The organism is Cellulomonas hominis (assembly GCF_901521055.1).
GTDB classification, from domain to species: Bacteria; Actinomycetota; Actinomycetes; order Actinomycetales; family Cellulomonadaceae; genus Cellulomonas; species Cellulomonas endometrii.
The window spans coordinates 71,418-92,806 of record NZ_CABEGA010000018.1 but is presented as its reverse complement, the minus strand read 5'-3'; the positions used below and the strand labels follow the sequence as shown (position 1 = coordinate 92,806).

Annotated in this window: 16 protein-coding genes; 4 read left to right on the top strand and 12 right to left on the bottom strand. The window is 74.9% G+C overall.

The window, feature by feature from the left end; genetic code table 11:
- Nucleotide 1 precedes the first annotated feature (1 nt).
- Nucleotides 2-2,545 (bottom strand): LuxR C-terminal-related transcriptional regulator, encoded by a 2,544-nt coding sequence (locus tag KJP73_RS04720; RefSeq protein ID WP_213281637.1) that lies wholly within the window; start codon nt 2,543-2,545, stop codon nt 2-4.
- A 278-nt stretch (nt 2,546-2,823) separates the two neighbouring features.
- Here KJP73_RS04720 and KJP73_RS04715 point away from each other — a divergent pair, with 278 nt between their 5' ends.
- Nucleotides 2,824-3,279, top strand: a complete 456-nt coding sequence (locus KJP73_RS04715) for a DUF6325 family protein (protein WP_249669104.1) — start codon at nt 2,824-2,826, stop codon at nt 3,277-3,279.
- A gap of 53 nt (nt 3,280-3,332) precedes the next feature.
- Complete coding sequence (locus KJP73_RS04710) at nt 3,333-3,629, top strand: SHOCT domain-containing protein (RefSeq protein WP_213281636.1); 297 nt, start codon at nt 3,333-3,335, stop codon at nt 3,627-3,629.
- A 145-nt stretch (nt 3,630-3,774) separates the two neighbouring features.
- Here KJP73_RS04710 and KJP73_RS04705 read toward each other — a convergent pair whose 3' ends face one another.
- Entirely contained in the window at nt 3,775-6,486 is a 2,712-nt protein-coding gene (locus KJP73_RS04705; protein WP_213281635.1) for a cation-translocating P-type ATPase, read from the bottom strand.
- 217 nt (nt 6,487-6,703) lie between these two features.
- Between KJP73_RS04705 and KJP73_RS04700 the strand changes: the two genes are divergently transcribed.
- Nucleotides 6,704-7,090: an SHOCT domain-containing protein gene (locus KJP73_RS04700; protein WP_249669103.1), complete on the top strand. Its 387-nt coding sequence runs from the start codon at nt 6,704-6,706 to the stop codon at nt 7,088-7,090.
- Nucleotides 7,091-7,174: 84 nt separating this feature from the next.
- Here the strand turns inward: KJP73_RS04700 and KJP73_RS04695 are convergent, their stop codons facing one another.
- Together KJP73_RS04695 and KJP73_RS04690 are read right to left on the bottom strand one after the other, a co-directional pair.
- Nucleotides 7,175-7,330: a chromosome partitioning protein gene (locus tag KJP73_RS04695; protein WP_213281634.1), complete on the bottom strand. Its 156-nt coding sequence runs from the start codon at nt 7,328-7,330 to the stop codon at nt 7,175-7,177.
- Between the two features lie 49 nt (nt 7,331-7,379).
- Nucleotides 7,380-8,369 carry a hypothetical protein gene (locus KJP73_RS04690; protein WP_213281633.1) on the bottom strand — a complete coding sequence of 330 codons (990 nt, stop codon included), beginning with the start codon at nt 8,367-8,369 and terminating at the stop codon, nt 7,380-7,382.
- A 254-nt stretch (nt 8,370-8,623) separates the two neighbouring features.
- Here KJP73_RS04690 and KJP73_RS04685 point away from each other — a divergent pair, with 254 nt between their 5' ends.
- Complete coding sequence (locus KJP73_RS04685; protein ID WP_213281632.1) at nt 8,624-9,466, top strand: alpha/beta hydrolase; 843 nt, start codon at nt 8,624-8,626, stop codon at nt 9,464-9,466.
- A 24-nt stretch (nt 9,467-9,490) separates the two neighbouring features.
- Here the strand turns inward: KJP73_RS04685 and KJP73_RS04680 are convergent, their stop codons facing one another.
- The 8 genes from KJP73_RS04680 to trpA all read right to left on the bottom strand — a co-directional run bounded on the left by KJP73_RS04680 (nt 9,491) and on the right by trpA (nt 21,384).
- Nucleotides 9,491-10,141, bottom strand: a complete 651-nt coding sequence (locus KJP73_RS04680; protein ID WP_349628283.1) for a uridine kinase — start codon at nt 10,139-10,141, stop codon at nt 9,491-9,493.
- A gap of 84 nt (nt 10,142-10,225) precedes the next feature.
- Nucleotides 10,226-10,735: a mycothiol transferase gene (locus tag KJP73_RS04675; protein ID WP_213281631.1), complete on the bottom strand. Its 510-nt coding sequence runs from the start codon at nt 10,733-10,735 to the stop codon at nt 10,226-10,228.
- A gap of 91 nt (nt 10,736-10,826) precedes the next feature.
- Complete coding sequence (locus KJP73_RS04670) at nt 10,827-11,495, bottom strand: SRPBCC family protein (protein WP_213281630.1); 669 nt, start codon at nt 11,493-11,495, stop codon at nt 10,827-10,829.
- 161 nt (nt 11,496-11,656) lie between these two features.
- A complete protein-coding gene (gene pyk / locus KJP73_RS04665; RefSeq protein WP_213281629.1) occupies nt 11,657-13,087 on the bottom strand; it encodes a pyruvate kinase in 1,431 nt (476 codons plus the stop codon).
- 330 nt (nt 13,088-13,417) lie between these two features.
- Nucleotides 13,418-14,899: a glutamate synthase subunit beta gene (locus tag KJP73_RS04660; protein ID WP_213281628.1), complete on the bottom strand. Its 1,482-nt coding sequence runs from the start codon at nt 14,897-14,899 to the stop codon at nt 13,418-13,420.
- Entirely contained in the window at nt 14,892-19,466 is a 4,575-nt protein-coding gene (gene gltB, locus KJP73_RS04655; RefSeq protein ID WP_213281627.1) for a glutamate synthase large subunit, read from the bottom strand. The genes KJP73_RS04660 and gltB overlap by 8 nt, the downstream gene beginning before the upstream one ends.
- A gap of 160 nt (nt 19,467-19,626) precedes the next feature.
- Nucleotides 19,627-20,508, bottom strand: a complete 882-nt coding sequence (gene lgt / locus KJP73_RS04650) for a prolipoprotein diacylglyceryl transferase (RefSeq protein WP_213281735.1) — start codon at nt 20,506-20,508, stop codon at nt 19,627-19,629.
- 60 nt (nt 20,509-20,568) lie between these two features.
- On the bottom strand, nt 20,569-21,384 hold the full coding sequence (gene trpA, locus KJP73_RS04645; protein ID WP_213281734.1) for a tryptophan synthase subunit alpha: 816 nt from the start codon (nt 21,382-21,384) through the stop codon (nt 20,569-20,571).
- Between the last annotated feature and the right edge of the window lie 5 nt (nt 21,385-21,389).

The following is a 21,389-nucleotide window of genomic DNA, read 5'->3' as shown; positions in this document are numbered from 1 at the left end:
CTCAGGGCAGCAGGCCGAGCTCGCGCCCCCGGGCCACGGCGGCGCGCCGCGTCGGGACGTCGAGCTTGCGGTACAGCGACTTCAGGTGCGCCTTGACCGTGTTGACCGAGACCACCAGGTCCTCGGCGATCTCCGTGTTGCTCGCCATGCTGGGCAGGGCGGCGAGCACGGTGAGCTCCCGGTCGGTGAGCACGGCGGGCAGCGGCTCCGGCTCCGTCACGGGCGCCGGGGTGGACAGGCGCCCGGCCACATCCCGCGCCAGGGGGTCCGTGCGGCCGGGCAGCACCCGGCCGAGGGCCGCGCGGGCGCCCGGCCCGGCGCCGCAGAGGAACGGCCGGAGCAGCCGCTCGGGCGACGCCACGGACATCGCCCGCCGCACCAGGTCCTCGGCGAGGCCCGCCGCGTGCCGCTGCTCGGCCACCTCGGCCAGCAGGAGGCACGCCTCCGTCTCGGTGAGGGGGTCCCCGAGGTCGGCGGCCCACCCGGCCGCGACCCGCGCGTGCCGGCGCGCGCCACCGAGGTCGGCCCGCGCGAGCGAGCGCCGCCCGGCGGTCAGCGCCTCCAGCGGCGACGAGATCCGCACCACCCCGGCGCCCTGGGCCGGGCCCTCCCCCGTCACGCCCTCCACCTCGACCTCGCCCCGCAGCCGCAGGTCGGCCACCAGGGGCGCCGCCGGCCCGGTGCCGCGGCCGCCGTCGGACGCCGCACGCGCCGCACGCACCCGCCCGCGGGAGACCGCGGTCAGCACCTGGAGCGCCTGCAGCGCCGCGAGGGACGTGGGGTCCGCCCCGGCGTCGCACGCCGCGAACCCGTAGGCGACGGCGCGGTCGGCGTCCCCCCACCGACCGCGCAGGAGCGCGACCCAGGCGAGCGCGGCGTACGCGGGACGGACGTAGGTGTAGGACGTCCAGCCGGAGGCTGCGGCGAGCGCGACCGCGGCCTGCGCCTCCCGCTCGGCCGCGTCCAGACCGCCGAGCGCCGCGTGCGCGAGCGCGAGCGCGGCGCGCGCGCTGAGCGACGTGAAGTCGACGACGTCCGGCTCCTCCGCCACGGAGGCGGCGAGCTCGCGGCGCGCGCCGGCCGCGTCCCCGTGCCAGAGCAGCGCGGAGCCACGGAGCTCGTGCGCGCTGCGCAGGTACCCGCCGTACGCCGGGAAGGGCCACTCGACCCGCGCCAACGCGTCGAGCGCCGAGGTGGCCGCGCGCTCCTGCACGGTGACGTCCCCCAGCCCGCGCGCCGACGCGGCGTCGAACAGGTCCGTCAGCACGTCGGCGGCCGTGGGCACGTCGTCGACGCGGGCGCGCACCGCCCGCGCGCGCGCCACGTGGGACCGGCACGCCGGGTAGGCGCGGTCCACCAGCGCCAGCGCGGCCGCGCACAGCTCGGTCCACTCGGCGGCCGGCAGCTCGTCGTAGGGCAGCTGCGCGAGCACCTCGCGCACCGCCTCGCGGCCGGGGCCGACCAGGAGCGGTGCCGCCGCCTCGGCCAGCACCCGCCCGAGCAGCTCCCAGTGCTCCGCCTCCGTCGCGTGGTCCAGCGCGGCGACGGGACTCCCGTGCCGCAGCAGCCACCGGGCGGCGCAGGCGTGCGCGTCCTGGTGCCCCGCGGGGTCCCGGACCCGCAGGGTCGTGTGCAGGATCTCGCGCAGGAGCGGGTGGTAGCGCAGCGCGGCCCGGTCGGCCTGCACGGGGGCGACGAAGTCGTGGGCGGCCGCCAGCGCCTCGTGCAGCCGGGCGGGGGCGGCGCTCGGGCTCAGGGCGCGGGCGAGCTCGGGCGTGAACGTCGGAACGACGGAGGAGCGCAGCAGGAACGACCGGACCGCGGGCGCCTGGCGGTCCACGACCTCGTCGACCAGGTAGTCGGCGACCGCCCGGTCGTCGTTGAGCGCGTCCGCGAGCGCCGCCTCGACGTCGCCGGCCTGCAGGCGGGCCAGGCGGCTGAGGGCGATCCGGACGCCGGTCGGCCAGCCGCGGGTGCGCTCGAGTATCAGCCCGGCGTCGTGGGGCGAGACCTCGATCCCCTCCAGCTCCGCCAGGGAGCGGACCTCCGCCGCCGTGAACGCCAGGTCCTCCGCGGCGACCCGGGTGGCGGTCCGGCGCTCGACCGAGGGCTCGGCGCGGCTCAGCAGCACCAGGCGCAGCGGCACGTCCGCCGCGAGCAGGTCCCGCACCGTCTGCACGACGTTGCGGTGGCGCACCACGTCGAGGTCGTCCAGGACGAGGGTCGCCGGCTCGGGCAGCGACACCAGGCCGCGCACCCAGCGGGCGACGAAGCCCGGGGTGCTGGTCGGCGGCACCCGCAGCCGGGCCAGGTCGTGGTCGGCCGGGACCGCACCGCTGCTGCGCAGGGCCTCGAGCACCCGGCTCGCGAGCGCCTGGGGCACCGTGTCCCGCGGGTCGAGCGCGATCCAGCCGACCGGGCCGGGCTGCGCAGCCGCCCAGGACGCGACCGCGGTGGACTTGCCCCAGCCGGCACCCGCCGCGACGACGGTGAGCCGGTCCTGGGGGTCGCCGTCGAGCAGGCGGTCGACGCCCGGCCGCTGCACGGTGCGCGCAGGTGGGGGTCTCAGGAGGCGTTGCTCCGTGGTCCCGGCCGGGCGCCGCGAGCCTCCCCCTCCCGAAGGCGGCTCGCGCAGTTCCCGGACGGAGCCCCGCACCGGGGAGCCCATGCGGGCAACGTATACCCAGCCCTCGCCCGGGATCGAGGCCCCCGGGTACCCGGCGGGGGTGATGCCCCGCGGGCTGGCCGGGCTGGACCGTGGATCTCGGGACGCGGTGCGCGTCCCCGGCCCGCACGGGTCGCCAGGACGGCGAGGGAGCAGCCGTGGAAACCAGGGGCGAAGAGCTCGAGATCCAGGAGATGGGGCCAGTCGACTACGTGGTGATCGAGTTCCCGGAGAACCGCCTGGACGGGACCGCGTTCCCGCTGCTGATGGACCTGGTGGAGCGCGGCATCGTGCGCGTGCTCGACCTGGCGTTCGTGGCGAAGGCGGAGGACGGGACGGTCGCGGGGCTGGACCTGCGCGACCTGGATGCGACAGGCGACTTCGACCTGACGATCCTCGAGGGCGCCTCCTCCGGCCTGCTCGGGGACGACGACCTCGCCGAGGCGGCCGGCGCGCTGGCGCCCGGCTCCGCCGCGGGTGTCCTCATCTACGAGAACACCTGGGCCGCGCCCTTCGCGACCGCGCTGCGGCACGGCGGGGGCCAGCTCGTCGCGAGCGGGCGCATCCCGGTGCAGGCGCTGCTCGCCGCGCTCGACGCCGCGGACAGCGTCTGACGCCGGTGCCCGTCGGCACCACCCACGCACGTACGACACGAAGGAGGACCGACATGCCTGGACTGCTCCGAGGAGTCGCGAGGACCGCGGTCGTCGCGGGGACCGCCTCGGCCGTGTCCGGCCGGGTGCAGCGCCGCCAGCAGGGACGCTGGGCGCAGCAGGAGGCCGCCCAGCAGGCGCCACCGGCCGGCTACGCACCCGCCGGCTACGCGCCCGCGCCCGCGGCCGCACCGGGCGGCTCGGTCGACGTGCGCCTGGACCAGCTGCGGCAGCTCGCCGAGCTCCGCGACCAGGGCGTCCTGACGCCGGCGGAGTTCGAGGCGCAGAAGGCGCGCGTGCTGGCCTCCTGACGACCGCGTGCCCGAGGGGCCGCGTCCGTGCCGGGTCGTACCGGACGGGCGCGGCCTCTCTCGTGCGCGGGGACGGGCCGGGATGGACGCGCCGGGTGGACGCGCCCGCCGGCGCGTGGTGCCACCGGCCGGCTGTCGGCGCCTCTCAGCGCGTGCGGTCCGCCGACCGGCCCACGGCGCGGACGACGGCCCGCGTGAGCTCCGCGACGACCAGGTAGCCGGCGGCGACCAGCAGGCACGCCCCCCACTGGCCGGGATCGAGGTCCGTGGTCCCGAACAGCCGCTGCAGGATCGGCAGCGACGTCACGAGCACCGTCAGCCCGAGCACGACCAGGACGAGGGTCACGAACCGGCCGTTCGCGACGGTCTCGTGGCTGATGACGCTGCGGCGCAGATCGCGCCACTCCGCCGCCGCGACGACGTGCGTGAGGGCGGCGGCCGTCAGGCCCATCGTGGTCGCCGTGAGCAGGCCGTACCGCGGCTCCGCCCACGCGACGACGAGCAGGGTCCCCACGGCGATGAGCAGCCCGTCGAGCGCCAGCCGGGCGCCGAGCGCGCGGCCGAGCACCGGGGCGTCGGGGGGACGCGGCCGGCGCTGCATGAGGTCGCCCGCCGGGGCGTCGAACCCGAGCCCCACGGCGAGGACGACGTCGATGGCGAAGTTGACCCACAGGATCTGCAGGGGTGACAGCGGGACGCCGTCCGCGACGGCGAAGATCCCGGCGCCGACGAACGTGAGGATGAACCCGACCAGCACGACCATCTGGAACCGGACGTACTTCATCAGGTTGTCGTAGAGCCCGCGGCCGCGCTCGACCGCGGTGACGATCGTGGCGAAGTTGTCGTCCGTGAGGATCATCTCGGCGGCGTCCTTGGTGACCTCGGTGCCCGTGATCCCCATCGCGACGCCGATGTCGGCCCGGGTGAGCGCCGGCGCGTCGTTCACCCCGTCGCCGGTCATCGCCACGACCTCGCCGCGGCGCTTCAGCACGTCCACCAGCCGCACCTTGTCCTCCGGGGCGACCCGCGCGACGACGCCGATCCCGTCGACCTCCCGGTCGAGCATGTCGTCGGGCATCGCGGCGAACTCCGCGCCGGTGAGCGCGCGCCCCTCGATGCCGAGCTGCGCGGCGATCGCCGCGGCCGTCGTGGCGTGGTCGCCCGTGATCATCCGCACGCGGATGCCCGCCGCGCGGCACTCCGCGATCGCAGCGGCGGCCTCGCGGCGCGCCGGGTCGACGATGCCCACCAGCGCCAGCAGGTCCAGCCCCGTCACCAGGTCGAGCAGGTCGGCGCCCTCCAGCGCGGCGGGCTCGAGGTCCCGCTCGGCCAGCGCCAGCACCCGCATGCCCTCCCCGGCGAGCGCGTCGTTCTCCGCCACGACCCGCTGCCGCCCGTCGTCGAGCGGCCGGTTCACGCCGTCCGCGTCCCGGTACCGGACCGACCGCGCGAGCAGCACGTCCGGGGCGCCCTTGACGTAGCACCGGACCACCGGGCGTCCGTCGACCACCACCCGGTGGAACGTGGCCATCAGCTTGTACGTCGCGTCGAACGGCACCTCCGCCACCCGGGGGAACGCGAGCCGGGTCTCCTCGACGTCGATGCCGCCCTTCGCCGCCAGGACCACCAGGGCCCCCTCGGTCGGGTCGCCGACGCAGGCGCCGTCCCGGATCACCGCGTCGCTCGCGAGCGCCATCGGCAGCAGGAACGGCTCCAGGCGCACGTCGGGCCCGCCGCCGGTCGCGAGGATCCGCCCGGTCGTCGCGTACCCCTCGCCGTCGACGCCGAACCGGCGGCCGGCGAGCACCAGCCGGCGCGCCGTCATCTGGTTCAGCGTGAGGGTGCCGGTCTTGTCCGAGCAGATCGCCGACGTCGCCCCCAGCGTCTCGACGGACCGCAGCCGCTTGACGATCGCTCCGGCGCCCGCGAGGTCGCGGGTGCCGAGGGACAGCAGCATCGTGACCACGGCGGGCAGGCCGGTCGGGATCGCCGCGATCGCCAGGCTGATCCCGACCAGGAACAGGGTGTCGAAGTCCTCGCCGCGGGCCAGGCCGAGCAGCACGATCGCGACCAGCGCGACGGCCGCCATCAGCGTGATCACCACGGTCAGCCGGTCGAGCTGCCGGGTCAGCGGCGTCTCGTCCTGCTCGACGGCGCTGAGCATCCCCGAGATGTGCCCGACCTCGGTGCCCATCCCGGTCCCGGTGACGACCATCTCCCCGCGCCCGCGCGTCACCTGCGAGTTCATGTACGCCACGCAGACCCGGTCGCCCAGCGGGACGTCCACCCCCGCCACGGGGTCCACGGACTTCGGGACCGGCGTGCTCTCCCCCGTGAGGCCGGCCTCCTCGATCTCCAGCGACGCGGCCAGGACCAGCCGGCCGTCGGCGGGGACCTTGTCCCCCGCCTCGAAGCCGACGACGTCGCCCGGCACCAGCTGCTCCGCCGGGATCTGCAGGAGCTCGCCGTCCCGCCGCACGCGCGCGGTCATCACCAGCATCTTGCGCAGCGACGCCACGCTCTCGGCGGCCTTGCCCTCCTGGTGCAGCCCCATGAGCGCGTTCAGCACCGTCAGCCCGAGGACGACCAGTCCGGTGGAGAGGTCCTGGAGCGCGACGACGCTGACCACCGCCGCACCGACGAGCACCAGCTGCATGAGGTCGGCGTACTGGCGCAGGAACGCCCGCCACGCCGGCTCCGGCCGCTCCGCCGCGAGCGCGTTCGGCCCGTAGGTCTGCAGGCGCGCGGCCGCCTCCGCGGCGCTGAGGCCGCGCGCGGGGTCCACCGCGAACGCCTCGCACACCTGGCCGACCGTGGCCGCGTACCACTCCCGTGCGGGCGCCTGCGTGGTCGTCATGTCCTCACCCGTCCTCGCGCGGGCACCTGCAGGCGCCCCGTCCGCCCGTCCTGTGCCTCCAACGTCCGTCCGCGCGGGTGCGGCGACCTCACCCGTCCCGGGTGAACGCCCTGCTCCGACCGGCGACTCACCCCTGCCGGGTGAGGTGCGCGGCTCGTGGGCGAGGACCGTGGGAACCGTCGGCACACGGGTGCCGTCAGCTGACGGAGGTGGCGCCGTGGACTCGTTCTGGGACTGGTTCTGGTTGATGGTCTGGTGGTTCGTGTTCCTGACCTACCTGATGCTGCTGTGGCAGATCTGCGGTGACCTGTTCCGCGACCGCCGGACGAGCGGCTGGGTCAAGGCGCTGTGGATCGTCGCGCTGGTGGTGCTGCCCTACCTGTCGGTGCTCGTGTACGTGATCGCACGCGGACGCGGCATGGCGGAGCGGCACACCGAGGCGATGGTGAAGGCCCGGCGGCAGACCGACGAGTACATCCGGGAGACGGCCGGCCGGTCGCCGGTCAGCGAGATCGCCGACGCGAAGTCGCTGCTCGACCAGGGGGCCATTAGCCAGGAGGAGTTCGGGCACCTGAAGGAGCGCGCGCTCGCCGGGCAGGTGTGACGGCTCGGCAGGTGTGACGGCACGCGCAGGCGTGACGGCTCACGCACGGCTGCGGCCGGGCGCGGCGGTCGACGCGCGGGCGGGTCAGGCCCGCGCGTCGCCCGCCGGGTCGTCGTCGCGCTGCTCGTCGCGGGTCGGCGCCTGTCCCTCGTGGTCGTCCGGCAGGGGGTCGGGGTCGACGCCGAGCGACGGGAGGTCGGGCTGCTGGGGGTCGAAGCTGTCGGGCAGGTCCTCGCTCATGGCACCACCGTGGCACCACGACCCGGCGTCCGCACCCGGACAGGGCCCCTCAGCCCAGCAGGCGCCCGAGCACCCGCTCGGCGTCGGATCCGGCCGGCACGGGCAGGTCCAGCGACGCGTCCCCGGCCCGGAGCGTGACCACCGTGACGTCGGGGTACCCGGGGTGCGGGTGCGTCTCCACACCGGTGAGCCGGTCGAGCGGCAGCACGAGCCGCGACTCGGAGTGCACCGGCGTCCGCCCGCGGGCGAGCCACGCGCGCCGGCCGAACACCTGCAGCTCGCGGCCGTTCGTGGCGAGGACAGCGGCGTGCAGCGTCATGGGGCGCAGCACGTTGCCGACCTGGGCCAGCCCGCCGCGGCCCGGCGCCACCGTCTGGCGCGGGTGCGCCGCCACGACGCGCAGCCCCGGCTCCCGGTCGGCGATCTCCCGGTACGCGCTCACCAGGCCGATGTCGTGCTCGCCCAGCGCCCGCCGCTCGAGTCGGCCGGTCCCGGGACCGAGGTCGACCAGCGGCGCCGGCGGTCCGTAGCTCGGCACCGGCCACGCGAGCTCGCGCAGGAGCTCGACCAGCTCGGTGATCACGTCGCCGGAGGAGCCGCTGTACCGCACCTCGACCGGGGCCCCCGTCAGGGCGTGCACGGTCAGGCGCCCGTCGAGCAGGTCCACGCTCGTGCCCACCGCCGCGACCCGGTCGTACGGGATCTCCCGGACGTCGTACCGCCGGCCCTCGCGCGGCCCCTCGTGCCGGCCGGCGCCCGGCGCCGCGGCCCGCGTGAGCACGGTGAACCGGTCGGGGCCGAGGACCAGCAGGTGGTCGTACAGGTCCATGTCCGGGTTCGCGTCGCGCCGCGCGATGTCCCGCGGCACCTTCAGCACCAGCCGGCTGCCGGCCAGGTCGACCGCGTGGTCGCGGAACAGCGGGGGTACGTCCTCCGGGGTCCGCACCGGGTCGACCCACGGGCCGAAGGCGTCGAACTCGGCGGTGCGCCGCTCCGGTGCCCCCGGGTGCTCGGGTCCTCGGACAGCTGCCGCGTTCATGATCCGCCTCCGGTTCGTGCCGTCCCGCTCAGCATGCACCCCGGCCCGGTGCGGCACCAGCGCGACCCGCCCACCCCCTTCCCCTCGCAGGTCAGGGCGCGACATGATGCGCCAGGGGACGCAGTGCCGGCGGGCCGTTCGACGTGGCTGCCGACGCTCCCCGGGTGCACCGCGCGAGACCACGACACACGTCGGGCAGACCCCTGCGTCTGCTCACCCGTCCTCCGCCCGACCCACCCCTCTTGGGAGCCGTCATGACCGATCCCGCCCTGCCCGCCGGAGCCCCGGACACCATCGTCCTGGTGCACGGCCTCTGGATGACCCCGCGCTCCTGGGAGCACTGGGTGCCGTACTACGAGGCGAGGGGCTACCGGGTGCTCACGCCCGGGTACCCCGGCTTCGAGGTCGAGGTGGAGGCCCTGCGGGCCGACCCGTCGATCATCGCCGACCTGACGGTGCCGCAGACCGTCGAGCACCTCGCCGGGGTGGTCGAGTCGCTGGCCGCGCCGCCGATCATCATGGGCCACTCCTTCGGCGGCACGCTGACGCAGCTGCTCCTGGCCCGCGGGCTCGGCGCGGCCGGCGTGGCCATCAACTCCGCGCCGACCGAGAACGTCTACGTGACCCCGCCGTCCCAGCTGAAGGCGCTGTCGCCCGCGTTCACGCACCTCGCGTCCCGGCACCAGGCCGTCGAGTTCACCCCCGAGCAGTTCCACTACGCGTTCACGAACACCCTCAGCCGCGAGGACTCCGACGCGGCCTGGGAGCGGTACGCGATCGGGGCGCCCGGTGCCTGGCTGTGGGCGTACGGGCTCCTCGCGAACTTCACGCCCGGGCACCAGGAGACCTGGGTCGACTACGACCAGGACCGGGCGCCGCTGCTGTTCGTCGGAGGCGGGTCGGACCACATCATGCCGCCGTCCGTGAACAAGGGGAACGCCAAGAAGTACGCGAAGTCGCCCGCGGTGACCGAGTACCAGGAGCTCGCCGGCCGGTCGCACTGGACCTGCGCCGAGCCGGGGTGGGAGGCGGTCGCGGACCTCGCGCTCGACTGGGCGGTCGCGCACGCGCGGACGGCGGCGGTCGAGGCCGGCTGAACCCGCCGGCGGCGGGCGTGGTGGTCAGCGCTCGACGACCCACCCGGGTCGACGGGGGTCGTCGACCCGGACCACCACGTCCGCCGAACGCTCCGGGCCCGTCTCGGCGCGGTACCGCTCCTCCGCGGGCAGGCGCCACGCCTCGTGCGGGGGTGTGAGCCGCGCCAGGGTGTCGGGGCGCACCGCGAGGTGCACCGTCAGGTCGGCCGGGAGCCACCGCCCGAGCAGCAGCCCGCCGTCCAGCAGCAGCACCGCCCCGGGCGGCGCCGGGGTCCGGGCCGCCCGCGCCGACCGGTCGCGCGCTGCGTCCCACAGCGCCGGCAGGTAGCTCCCGTCGCCTCCCGGGCCCAGCGGGTCGAGGACCTCCCGGATCAGCGCCCCCGTGTCGAGGGCGTCGTCGAGCAGCGCGTCCGGGTCCTCGCGGCCGTGCTCGAACCGCACCCCCGCGGGCCGCAGGAAGTCCCCGGCGGACACGCGGACGGCGGCACGGCCCCGCGCGCGCAGCGGCTCGACGAGCGCGTCCGCGACGGCGCCCGGCCGCGTCGGCGGCGCGCCGTCGACCAGCACACGCCACCGCCGGCCGGGGTCCGCGGGGCGCTCCGCGGCGAGGTCGTCCAGCACCCGGTCCACGAGCCGCTCGACGAGCACCTCCGGCGACACGGGCTGCACACGCACCCGCCCAGTCTGCCCGGTGGCGCGGGGGTCGGCGCCGGGAGGTCAGCGCGGTCAGGTCGGCGCGGTCGGGTCAGCGCGGCGAGGTCAGCCCTGCGACGTGACGACGCCCTTGATGAACGCCGCCTGCCCGGCGTGCTCCAGCACGTCCCCGAGCACGCTGACCAGCCGCACGCCGACGGTCACCGGCGGGTCCCACCGCTCGTCCACGACCCGGCCGAGGTCGTCCTCGCCGAGCCGCGCCAGGTACGCGTCCGTCGCCGCCCGCGTCGCGTCGGCGTACGCGCCGAGCAGCTCCGCCGTCGCGCGGACCTGCGCGACCTCGTCGGCGCTCTGGCCGTAGCCCGTGGCGTCCGCGTCGAACGGCAGGTCGAACCGGTCCACGAAGCCCTGTGCGGTCCACACCTGCTCCGTGCCGGCGACCTCCGCCACCTGCGCGTCCTCGACCCGGGACAGGTGCCACACGAGCCACGCGATCGTGTTGGCCTCCGGGCCGAGGCGGGCGGTCAGCTCCCGCTCCCCCAGCCCGTCGAGCACCCCGTGCACCAGATCCCCGAGCCGGCCGTACCCGTCCTGCAGCACCGCGACGCCGTCCACACCCGCTCCTCACCGGCCGCCCGCGCGGCCACCCGACTCCGTCACCAGCGACGTTATGCCCGTCGGGCGGACCCCCGCACGGTGAACGCGGTCAGGCGGGGCCGGCGGCGAGGCCGGTGGCGGTGTCGCTGCGCTCCGCGCGGTCGCGGACCCCCCGGAGCATCCGCTCCGTCATCAGCAGGCTGACCCAGGACACGCCCTCGACCATCCACCGCGCCCACGGCTCGGTGTACCCGTACCGCTCGCGGATGACCAGCCGGGACGTCCCCGGCAGCACGCCCGGGCGCAGCACGAACGACCAGACGAAGTCGAAGGGTGCCGCGTCCTCGTCCGGCAGCGCCGGCCCCGCCCCGTGCAGCACGAGCGCCCGCCCCGGCTCCAGCCGGGCGACGGCGAGCGTGAGGGGGCCGCCGAGCCGCACCTCGTCGCCCACCGCGAGGTCCTGCCACCGGTCCTCGACGCTGTCGGCGCTGCGGATGCCGAGCCCCGCGAGGTTCTCCAGCGCGTCGTAGCTGTAGAAGCCGCCGCGGCCCTGCCCGATCTGGACCAGCCACGGCCACACGCGCTCGGCGGGGGCGCGGACGGTGATCGCTCGGGTGGCGACCAGGTCCGCGTCGGGCAGCAGCTCGTCACCGGCGAGGCCGACGGACAGCTCGACCTGGGTGGCTCCCCAGCGCAGGCCGCGGTGACGGGCGACGGCGTAGCCGGTGGCGACGGCCGCCCCGACGAGGACGGTGCGCAGGGCGCGGGTGCGGGTCATGCCGGACACTCCACCAGCCGCCGCGGCGCCGCACCAGGACCGAACGTCCCGGAGCCCACCGCGCCCCCGGAGCCCAGCGCGCCCGGAGCCCACCACCCCCGGACGCGAGAGGGGCCCCGCAGCGCTCGGCTGCGGGGCCCCTCCGACGGGACGCGGGTGCGTCAGGCGACGCGGCCGGCCGCGTCGTCGCCGATCTTGTGCACGATGATCGAGTTCGTCGAGCCGACGACGCCGACCGGCGTACCGGCCACGACGACGACGTAGTCGCCGACCTCGGCGAGGCCCTGCGCGCGGAGCGTGTGCTCCACCTGCTGGACCATCGCGTCGGTGTGCTCGACCTGCGGCACCTCGTACGTCTGCGTGCCCCAGCTCAGCGACAGGGTGTTGCGGACCGACGCGGTCGGCGTGAACGCCAGCAGCGGGATGGCCGAGCGCAGGCGGGACATCCGGCGCGCGGAGTCACCGGACTGCGTGAACGTCACGAGGTACTTCACGCCGAGCGTCTCGCCGATCTCGGCGGCCGCGCGGGTGATGGCGCCACCGCGGGTGTGCGGCGTGGAGCCGAGGGGGGCGATGCGCTCCCGGCCGAGCTCCTCGGTCGCCTCGATGATCCGGGCCATGGTGCGGACCGTCTCGATCGGGTACTCGCCCACGCTGGTCTCGCCGGACAGCATGACCGCGTCGGCGCCGTCGAGCACCGCGTTGGCGCAGTCGGACGTCTCGGCGCGCGTCGGGCGCGGGTTGTTCGTCATCGACTCGAGCACCTGGGTGGCGACGATGACGGGCTTCGCGTTGCGGCGGGCCAGCTCGACCGCGCGCTTCTGGACGAGCGGCACCTGCTCCAGCGGGAGCTCGACGCCGAGGTCGCCGCGGGCGACCATGATGCCGTCGAACGCGTCGACGATCTCGGCCAGGTTCTCGACGGCCTGCGGCTTCTCGATCTTGGCGATGACCGGGACGACCCGGCCCTCCTCCTCCATGATCCGGCGCACGTCGTCGTAGTCGGCGGCGTTGCGGACGAAGGACAGCGCGATGATGTCCGCGCCGGTGCGCAGCGCCCAGCGCAGGTCCTCCTCGTCCTTGTCGCTCATCGCGGGGACGGACACGGCGACGCCGGGCAGGTTGATGCCCTTGTTGTTCGAGACCGGGCCGCCGACCTCGACGCGGGTGACCACGCGCGGGCCCTCGACGGCGGTGACGCGCACGAGCACGCGGCCGTCGTCGATGAGCAGCGGGTCCCCGACGCGGGCGTCGTCCGCGAGGCCCTTGTGCGTGGTGGAGACGAGCTCCTTGGTGCCCGGGACGTCCTCGGTGGTGATCGTGAAGGTGTCACCCTCGGCGAGGACGTGCTTGCCCTCGACGAACCGGCCCAGGCGGATCTTCGGGCCCTGGAGGTCCACCAGCACGGCGACCGAGCGGCCGGAGGCCTTGGCGGCGGCGCGCACGTTGTCGTACACGCGCTTGTGCACCTCGGTCTCGCCGTGGCTGCGGTTCAGACGGGCGACGTCCATCCCGGCGTCGACAAGGGCCTGGATCTGCTCGGCGGACTCCGTGGCGGGGCCGATGGTGCAGACGATCTTCGCTCTACGCATGGGGGAAAGCCTAGGCCTTTCGTGACAGACGGTTCGGACCGAACGTCCTGGTCGACGGTGGCCTGCCGGGACGTGCGCGGTTGATGGTCGACGGCCGCCTCGCCACCGTGCTCGTGGAGCGGGAACCGAGGTGCTGCCGGACACCCAGGAGTCTACGGCCGCCACGGGCCCGCGCCCGGCCGCCACGGCGTGCACCGGGGGTGACGGCGCCCGTGCCGCGCCGTCCCCGGCGCGCGGGGACGGACGTAGGTCCCAGAGTTCGCGTGACGTTCGTCCGCCCGTCGCCCCGGCGACCCGTGCGGGCCGGCGGACGACGGGCGGACGACGGCGTCAGGCGCGCAGCGCGACGGTACCGGCGGTGACGGGTGCCGGCAGCTCGGTGCTGCCGCCCAGGTAGGTGTCCACCGCGGCGGCGGCGGCCCGGCCCTCGGCGATCGCCCACACGATGAGCGACTGCCCGCGGCCGGCGTCGCCGGCCACGAACACGCCGGGCACCGAGGTCGCGAAGTCGTCCGTGCGCCGCACGGTGCCGCGCGAGGTCAGGTCGACGCCGGCCTGCGCGACGAGGTCCTCGGTCTCCGGTCCGGTGAAGCCCATCGCGATCAGGACGAGGTCCGCCGGGATGTCGCGCTCCGTGCCCGGGGCCGGGACGCGCCGGCCGTCGGCCTGGTACTCGGTGGTCGCGAGGCGCAGGTGCCGCACGTCGCCGTTCTCGTCGCCGACGAAGGCCACGGTCGACGCCAGGAACGCGCGCTCGCCGCCCTCCTCGTGCGAGGACGACACCTCGAACAGCACCGGGTCGGTCGGCCACGGCTGGTGCTCGGGGCGCTCCAGCGGCGGCTGCTTGCCGATGGCGAGGGTGGTGATGGACGCCGCGCCCTGCCGCAGGGCCGTGCCCACGCAGTCCGAGCCGGTGTCGCCGCCGCCGATGACCACGACGTGCTTGCCGGCCGCGTCGATCGGGTCCGCGACGACCTTGCCCGCGACCAGCGCGTTCGACTGGTGCAGGTAGTCCATCGCCGGGTGGATGCCCGCGAGCTCGCGCCCGGGCAGCGGCAGGTCCCGCGGCACGGTGGAGCCGGTTGCGACCACGACGGCGTCGTACCGGGACCGCAGCTGGTCCCAGGTGATGTCCTTGCCGATCTCGACGTTCGGCCGGAACCGGGTGCCCTCGGCGCGCATCTGGTCGAGGCGGCGGTCGATGTGCCGCTTCTCGAGCTTGAAGTCCGGCACGCCGTAGCGCAGCAGGCCGCCGATCTCGTCGTCCCGCTCGTACACGGCGACGGTGTGCCCGGCGCGCGTCAGCTGCTGGGCGGCCGCGAGCCCCGCGGGGCCCGAGCCGACCACGGCGACCGTGTGGCCGGACAGCCGCTGCGGCACCTGCGGGTGCACCAGGCCGCGGTCGAACGCCTCGTCGATGATCGAGACCTCGACGTGCTTGATCGTCACCGGCGGCTGGTTGATCCCCAGCACGCACGCGGACTCGCACGGCGCGGGGCAGATCCGCCCCGTGAACTCCGGGAAGTTGTTCGTGGCGTGCAGGCGCTCGATGGCGTCGCCCCACTGCCCGCGCCACACCAGGTCGTTCCACTCGGGGATGAGGTTCCCCAGCGGGCACCCGTTGTGGCAGAACGGCACGCCGCAGTCCATGCAGCGCCCGGCCTGACGGTGCAGGAGCGCACCGGCCTCCGGGTCCTCCTGCGCGGAGCGGTGCTCGTGCACCTCGCGCCAGTCCATGAGCCGCAGGGGCACCGGCCGGTTCGCGGGCAGCTCGCGCTCCCGCACCTTCATGAAGCCGCGGGGGTCAGCCACGAGCCACCTCCAAGATGCCCTCCCAGACGCCGGGCGTGCTCGGGTCGAGCCCGTCCGCCTCGGCCTTCGCCAGCGCCGCGCGGACGCGCGAGTACTCGGTCGGCCGCACCCGGGTGAACCGGGCGCGGGTGGCGGCGGGGTCGGCGAGCAGCTCGGCGGCGACCCGCGAGCCCGTCTCGTCGGCGTGCCGCCGCAGCAGGTCCAGCACGAGGGCCGCGTCCTCGTCGTCGAGCGGGTCGAGCCCGATCTCGCCGGCGGCGACCGCCTGGACGTTCACGCGCTCGGGCTTCAGGTCGAGCACGTACGCCGTGCCGCCCGACATGCCCGCCGCGAAGTTCCGGCCGGTGCGGCCGAGCACGAGCACGGTGCCGCCGGTCATGTACTCGCAGCCGTGGTCGCCCACGCCCTCCACGACCAGCGTCGCGCCGGAGTTCCGGACGCCGAACCGCTCGCCGACGACGCCGCGCAGGAACATCTCCCCCGACGTCGCCCCGTAGCCCAGGACGTTGCCGGCGATGACGTTGTGCTCGCCGCTCAGCACGGCGTTGCGGTCGGGGCGGACGACGATCCGGCCGCCCGACAGGCCCTTGCCGACGTAGTCGTTCGCGTCGCCCTCGAGCCGCAGCGTCACGCCGCGGGGCACGAACGCACCGAACGACTGCCCGGCCGAGCCCGTGAGCACGACCTCGATCGTGTCGTCGGGCAGGCCCTGGCCGCCGTACCGGCGGGTGACCTCGTGGCCGAGCATCGTGCCGACGGTGCGGTTGACGTTGCGCACCGGCAGCTCGATCCGCACGGGGCGGGCGTCCTCGAGCGCGTCGGCCGCCATCGCGATGAACTGGTTGTCCAGGGCGCGGTCGAGCCCGTGGTCCTGGTTCTTCACGTGGTGCAGCGCCGAGCCGGGCACCGGCTCCGGGACCGCCAGCACGGGGGCGAGGTCGAGACCCTGCGCCTTCCAGTGGTCGACCGCCTTGCGGGTGTCGAGCAGCTCGACGTGCCCCACGGCCTCCACGATGCTGCGGAAGCCGAGCTCGGCGAGCAGCTCGCGGACCTCCTGCGCGATGAACTCGAAGAACGTGACGACGAACTCCGGCCTCCCGGTGAACCGGGACCGCAGGTCGGGGTTCTGCGTCGCGACGCCGACCGGGCAGGTGTCCAGGTGGCAGACGCGCATCATGATGCAGCCCGACACCACGAGCGGGGCGGTCGCGAAGCCGAACTCCTCGGCACCGAGCAGCGCGCCGATCAGCACGTCGCGGCCGGTCTTGAGCTGGCCGTCGACCTGGACCACCACGCGGTCGCGCAGGTCGTTGAGCACGAGCGTCTGCTGGGTCTCGGCCAGGCCGATCTCCCACGGCGTGCCCGCGTGCTTGAGGCTGGTGAGCGGCGACGCGCCCGTGCCGCCGTCGTGCCCGGAGATGAGCACGACGTCGGAGTGGGCCTTCGCCACGCCCGCCGCGACGGTGCCGACCCCGAACTCGCTGACGAGCTTGGTGTGGATCCGCGCCCGCGGGTTCGCGTTCTTGGCGTCGTGGATGAGCTGCGCCAGGTCCTCGATCGAGTAGATGTCGTGGTGCGGCGGCGGCGAGATGAGGCCCACGCCCGGCGTGGAGTGCCGGGTCTTCGCGACCCACGGGTAGACCTTCGGGCCGGGCAGCTGACCGCCCTCGCCGGGCTTGGCGCCCTGGGCGAGCTTGATCTGGATGTCGTCCGCGAACGTCAGGTACTCGGAGGTCACGCCGAACCGGCCGGAGGCGATCTGCTTGATCGCCGAGCGGCGCTCGGGGTCGTGCAGGCGCTCCGGGTCCTCGCCGCCCTCGCCGGTGTTCGACTTGGCGCCGAGCCGGTTCATGGCGATCGCGAGGGTCTCGTGCGCCTCCGCGGAGATCGAGCCGTACGACATGGCGCCGGTGCTGAACCGCTTGACGATCTCGCTGACCGGCTCGACCTCGTCGATCGGGACCGGCGGGCGCTCGCCCTTCTTGAAGTCCAGCAGGCCGCGCAGCGTCATCAGCCGCTGCGACTGCTCGTTGACCCGCGTCGTGTACGACCGGAACACGTCCATCTGCCGCGTGCGGGTGGAGTGCTGCAGCCGGAACACCGTCTCCGGGTCGAACAGGTGGTCCTCGCCGTCGCGGCGCCACTGGTACTCGCCGCCGGTGGCCAGGCGGCGGTGCGCCAGCCGGTTGCCGTTCGGGGGGTACGCGTCGGCGTGCCGGGCCGCGACCTCCGCGGCGATGACGTCCAGGCCGATGCCGCCGAGCCGGCTGGTGGTGCCGGTGAAGTACCGGTCCACGAGCGCGTTCGACAAGCCGATGGCCTCGAACACCTGAGCGCCGCGGTACGACGCGATGGTCGAGATGCCCATCTTCGACATGACCTTCAGGACGCCCTTGCCGAGCGCCTTGATGAGGTTCTTGACGGCCTGCTCCGGCGTGACGCCCTGCAGGTAGCCGGCGGCGGCGAGGTCCTCGACGGACTCCATCGCCAGGTACGGGTTCACCGCGGCGGCGCCGTAGCCGATGAGCAGCGCGACGTGGTGCACCTCGCGCACGTCACCGGCCTCGACGACCAGCGACACCTGGGTGCGGGTGTGCCGGCGCAGCAGGTGGTGGTGCACGGCGGACAGCAGGAGCAGGGACGGGATCGGCGCGCGGTCGGCGTCGGAGTCGCGGTCGGACAGCACGAGGAAGCTCACGCCGTCCGCGATGGCCTGGTCGACCTCGGCGAAGATCTCGTCGAGCCGCTGCTCGAGCGCCTCGCCGCCGCCGTCGACCTTGTACAGGCCGCGGATGATCGCCGCACGGAACACGCCCGCCATGGCGGGGTCCTTGTCGATCTTGACGATCTTGGCCAGGCCGTCGTTGTCGAGCACGGGGAACGGCAGCACGAGCTTGCGCGCGTGCAGCGGCGTGTCCTCGAGCAGGTTCGGCTCCGGGCCGATCGCGCCGCCGATGGACGTGACCAGCTCCTCGCGGATCGCGTCCAGGGGCGGGTTCGTCACCTGGGCGAACATCTGCGTGAAGTAGTCGAACAGCATCCGCGGCCGCTGGGAGAGCACGGCGACGGGGGTGTCGGACCCCATGGCGCCGAGCGGCTCCGCACCCGAGGCGCCCATCGGGGTCAGGAGGATCTTCAGCTCCTCCTCGGTGTACCCGAAGGTGCGCTGCCGGCGCCGCACCGAGGCGGCGGAGTGCGCGATGTGCTCGCGCTCGGGCAGCTGCTCCAGGTAGACCGAGTTCTCCCGCACCCAGTCCGCGTACGGGCGCTGGGCGGCGAGCTGGGACTTGATCTCGTCGTCCTCGATGATCCGGCCCTGGCCGGTGTCGACGAGGAACATCTTGCCGGGCTCCAGGCGGCCCTTGCGGACGACCGTCGCGGGGTCGAGGTCGAGCACGCCGGCCTCGGACGCCATGACGACCAGGCCGTCCTCGGTCACCCAGAACCGGCCGGGGCGCAGGCCGTTGCGGTCCTGCACCGAGCCGATGAGCGTGCCGTCGGTGAACGTCATCGCGGCCGGGCCGTCCCACGGCTCCATGAGGCTCGCGTGGTACTCGTAGAACGCCCGCCGCGCGGGGTCCATCTGCGCGTGGTTCTCCCAGGCCTCCGGGATCATCATCATGATCGCGTGCGGCAGGCTGCGACCGCCCAGGTGCAGCAGCTCCAGCACCTCGTCGAACGAGCCGGAGTCCGACCCGCCCGGCGTGCACACCGGCAGCAGGGGGGCCAGGTCGCCCAGCAGGTCGCTCTGCAGCGTGCCCTCGCGGGCGGCCACCCAGTTGCGGTTGCCGCGGACGGTGTTGATCTCGCCGTTGTGGGCGATCAGCCGGAAGGGCTGGGCCAGCGGCCACGACGGGAACGTGTTGGTCGAGAACCGGGAGTGGACGAGCGCCAGCTCGGACGCGTACCGCGGGTCCGAGAGGTCCGCGAAGAACGGCTCCAGCTGCCCCGGGGTGAGCATGCCCTTGTAGCTGAGCGTGCGGGCGGACAGCGACGCGAAGTAGACGCCCAGCTCCCGCTCGGCCCGCTTGCGCAGCCGGAAGGCGCGGCGGTCCAGGTCGATGCCGGCGAGCTCCCGGGACGGGTCCGCCACCACGAGCTGCCGGAACACCGGCATGGACGAGCGGGCCGTGGGGCCGACCAGGTCCGCCGTGACCGCCACGTCGCGCCAGGCGAGCACGTCGAGCTTCTCCTCCGCCGCGACCGCCTCGACGGCGCGCACGGCGACCGCGCGCTCCTCGTCGTCCGCAGGCAGGAACGCCATGCCGATGGCGTAGTGGCCGACCGGGGGCAGCTCGGCGTCGACGACGTCCCGCAGGAACGCGTCGGGGATCTGGGTGAGGATGCCGGCGCCGTCGCCGCTGTTCTCCTCCGCGCCGACCGCGCCGCGGTGGTCGAGGTTGAGCAGGGCGGTCAGGCCGGCGTCCACGATGTCGCGGCCGGGCGTGCCGCGCAGGGTCGCGACGAACGCGAAACCGCACGCGTCGTGCTCAGCCGCCGGGTCGTACAGACCAGGCTGCTGCTGCACGGCGGGAAGAGCACCGAGACGCAGGGGCGACGCGGGCATCAGCACCGTCCTCACGGACCCGCGAGCGGGGCCAGGTAGAGCAATGGGGGGAGGCTGGGACGTCGTCGGCCCGGGCTTGGAGGTGTGGCGACGATACCTGCCGGAAACACAGGCACTCACATCGCGGGAAGTGAGGTGGGTCACACGTGCGTCCCCGCGGTCAGCGGGCGGTGCCGTGCTCCTCCACCTCGTCGTCCTGGGCTGCAGCTTCGTCCGCAGTGTCCAGGAGAGGCGTGGTCTCGCGTCCAGGATGACGACGTCCGACGACCACGAACGCTACCAGCGCCCCGAGGCCCACGATGATCGACGTCCAGACGTTGAGCCGGAACGGGCCGATCATCTCCGCGGGGTCGATGCGCAGCAGCTCGATCCACAGCCGGCCGGTCGTGTACACGACGACGTACAGCCAGAACACCCGGCCGTGGCCCAGGCGGAACCGGCGGTCCAGCCAGATGAGCAGCGCCGCGCCGGCCAGGTTCCACAGCAGCTCGTACAGGAACGTCGGGTGGAACAGGGTGCCGGACTCGTAGCCGGCGGGCAGGTGCGCGTCGTCGATCCGCAGGCCCCACGGCAGGGTGGTCGGACCGCCGAACAGCTCCTGGTTGAACCAGTTGCCGAGCCGGCCGATCGCCTGCGCGACCAGCAGCCCGGGTGCGAGGGCGTCCGCGAACACGGCGAACCGCACCCGCTGGCGGCGGCAGCCGATGTACGCACCGACCGCCCCGAGCGCCACCGCGCCCCAGATGCCGAGCCCGCCCTCCCAGATCGCGAACGCCTTGAGCGGGTCGCCGCCCGCGCCGAAGTACGCGTCCGGCGAGGAGATCACGTGGTACAGCCGGCCGCCGACGATGCCGAACGGCACCGCCCAGAACGCGATCTCCAGGACCTGGTCCGGGTCGCCGCCGCGCTCCTTCCACCGGCGCTGGGTCATCAGCACCGCGACGACGATCCCGGCGAGGATCGCCAGGGCGTAGGCGCGCAGCGGCAGCGGACCGAGGTGCCAGACGGCCTGCGACGGGCTCGGGATGGCGGCGGGGATCATCACACCGGCAGCGTAAGGCAGGCGGGCGAGCGCCCGGTGCGGCCGTCCGGACCCCCGGGGTCAGCGGGAGCGGCGGACGCCCTCGGCCAGACCCGCGGTCACCGCGGCCAGGGCCTCGAGACCGGCCGACTCCGTCTCGGCGCCCGAGAGCGCCCGCACGAACGCCGAGCCGACGATGACGCCGTCCGCGTACCGGCCGATGTCCTGCGCCTGCTCCGGCCGGGACACGCCCAGGCCGACGCACACGTGCTCCGCGCCCGCCGCCCGGGTGTCGGCGACGAGCTGCTCGGCCCGCGCCCCCACCGTGGTCCGCTCCCCCGTCACACCCATGGTCGACGCGGCGTAGACGAACCCGCGGGACGCCGCGGCGGTCATCGCGAGCCGCTCCGGCGTGGACGACGGGGCCACCAGGAACACCCGGTCCAGGTCGTGCGCCTCGGACGCCGCGATCCACTCCTGGCCCTCGTCGGGGATGAGGTCGGGCGTGATGAGCCCGGCGCCGCCCGCACCCGCGAGGTCCCGCGCGAAGGCATCCACGCCGTACCGGAGCACCGGGTTCCAGTAGGTCATCACCAGCACGGGGGCACCGGCCCCGGCGATCTGCTCCACGGCACCGAACACGTCCCGCACCCGCGTCCCGCCGGCGAGCGCGCGGTCCACTGCGTGCTGGATGACGGGGCCGTCCATCACGGGGTCGGAGTACGGCAGGCCGAGCTCGACCACGTCGACGCCCGCCTCCACCATCGTCCGCGCGGCCCGGACGGAGCCGGCCAGGTCGGGGAAGCCCAGCGGCAGGTACCCGACGAGCGCGGCGCGCCCGTTGCCCTCGGACCGCAGCCGGTCCAGCGTGGCCGCCGTCCGGCTCCCGAGCTGCACGTCGC

Excerpts from the sequence above, each read along its gene's own strand:
- gltB (WP_213281627.1), bottom strand. The coding sequence starts at position 19,466 with ATGCCCGCGTCGCCCCTGCGTCTCGGTGCTCTTCCCGCCGTGCAGCAG.
- KJP73_RS04670 (WP_213281630.1), bottom strand. The coding sequence starts at position 11,495 with ATGACCCGCACCCGCGCCCTGCGCACCGTCCTCGTCGGGGCGGCCGTC.
- KJP73_RS04705 (WP_213281635.1), bottom strand. The coding sequence starts at position 6,486 with ATGACGACCACGCAGGCGCCCGCACGGGAGTGGTACGCGGCCACGGTC.
- lgt (WP_213281735.1), bottom strand. The coding sequence starts at position 20,508 with ATGATCCCCGCCGCCATCCCGAGCCCGTCGCAGGCCGTCTGGCACCTC.
- pyk (WP_213281629.1), bottom strand. The coding sequence starts at position 13,087 with ATGCGTAGAGCGAAGATCGTCTGCACCATCGGCCCCGCCACGGAGTCC.
- KJP73_RS04695 (WP_213281634.1), bottom strand. The coding sequence starts at position 7,330 with ATGAGCGAGGACCTGCCCGACAGCTTCGACCCCCAGCAGCCCGACCTC.
- KJP73_RS04710 (WP_213281636.1), top strand. The coding sequence starts at position 3,333 with ATGCCTGGACTGCTCCGAGGAGTCGCGAGGACCGCGGTCGTCGCGGGG.
- KJP73_RS04685 (WP_213281632.1), top strand. The coding sequence starts at position 8,624 with ATGACCGATCCCGCCCTGCCCGCCGGAGCCCCGGACACCATCGTCCTG.
- KJP73_RS04690 (WP_213281633.1), bottom strand. The coding sequence starts at position 8,369 with ATGAACGCGGCAGCTGTCCGAGGACCCGAGCACCCGGGGGCACCGGAG.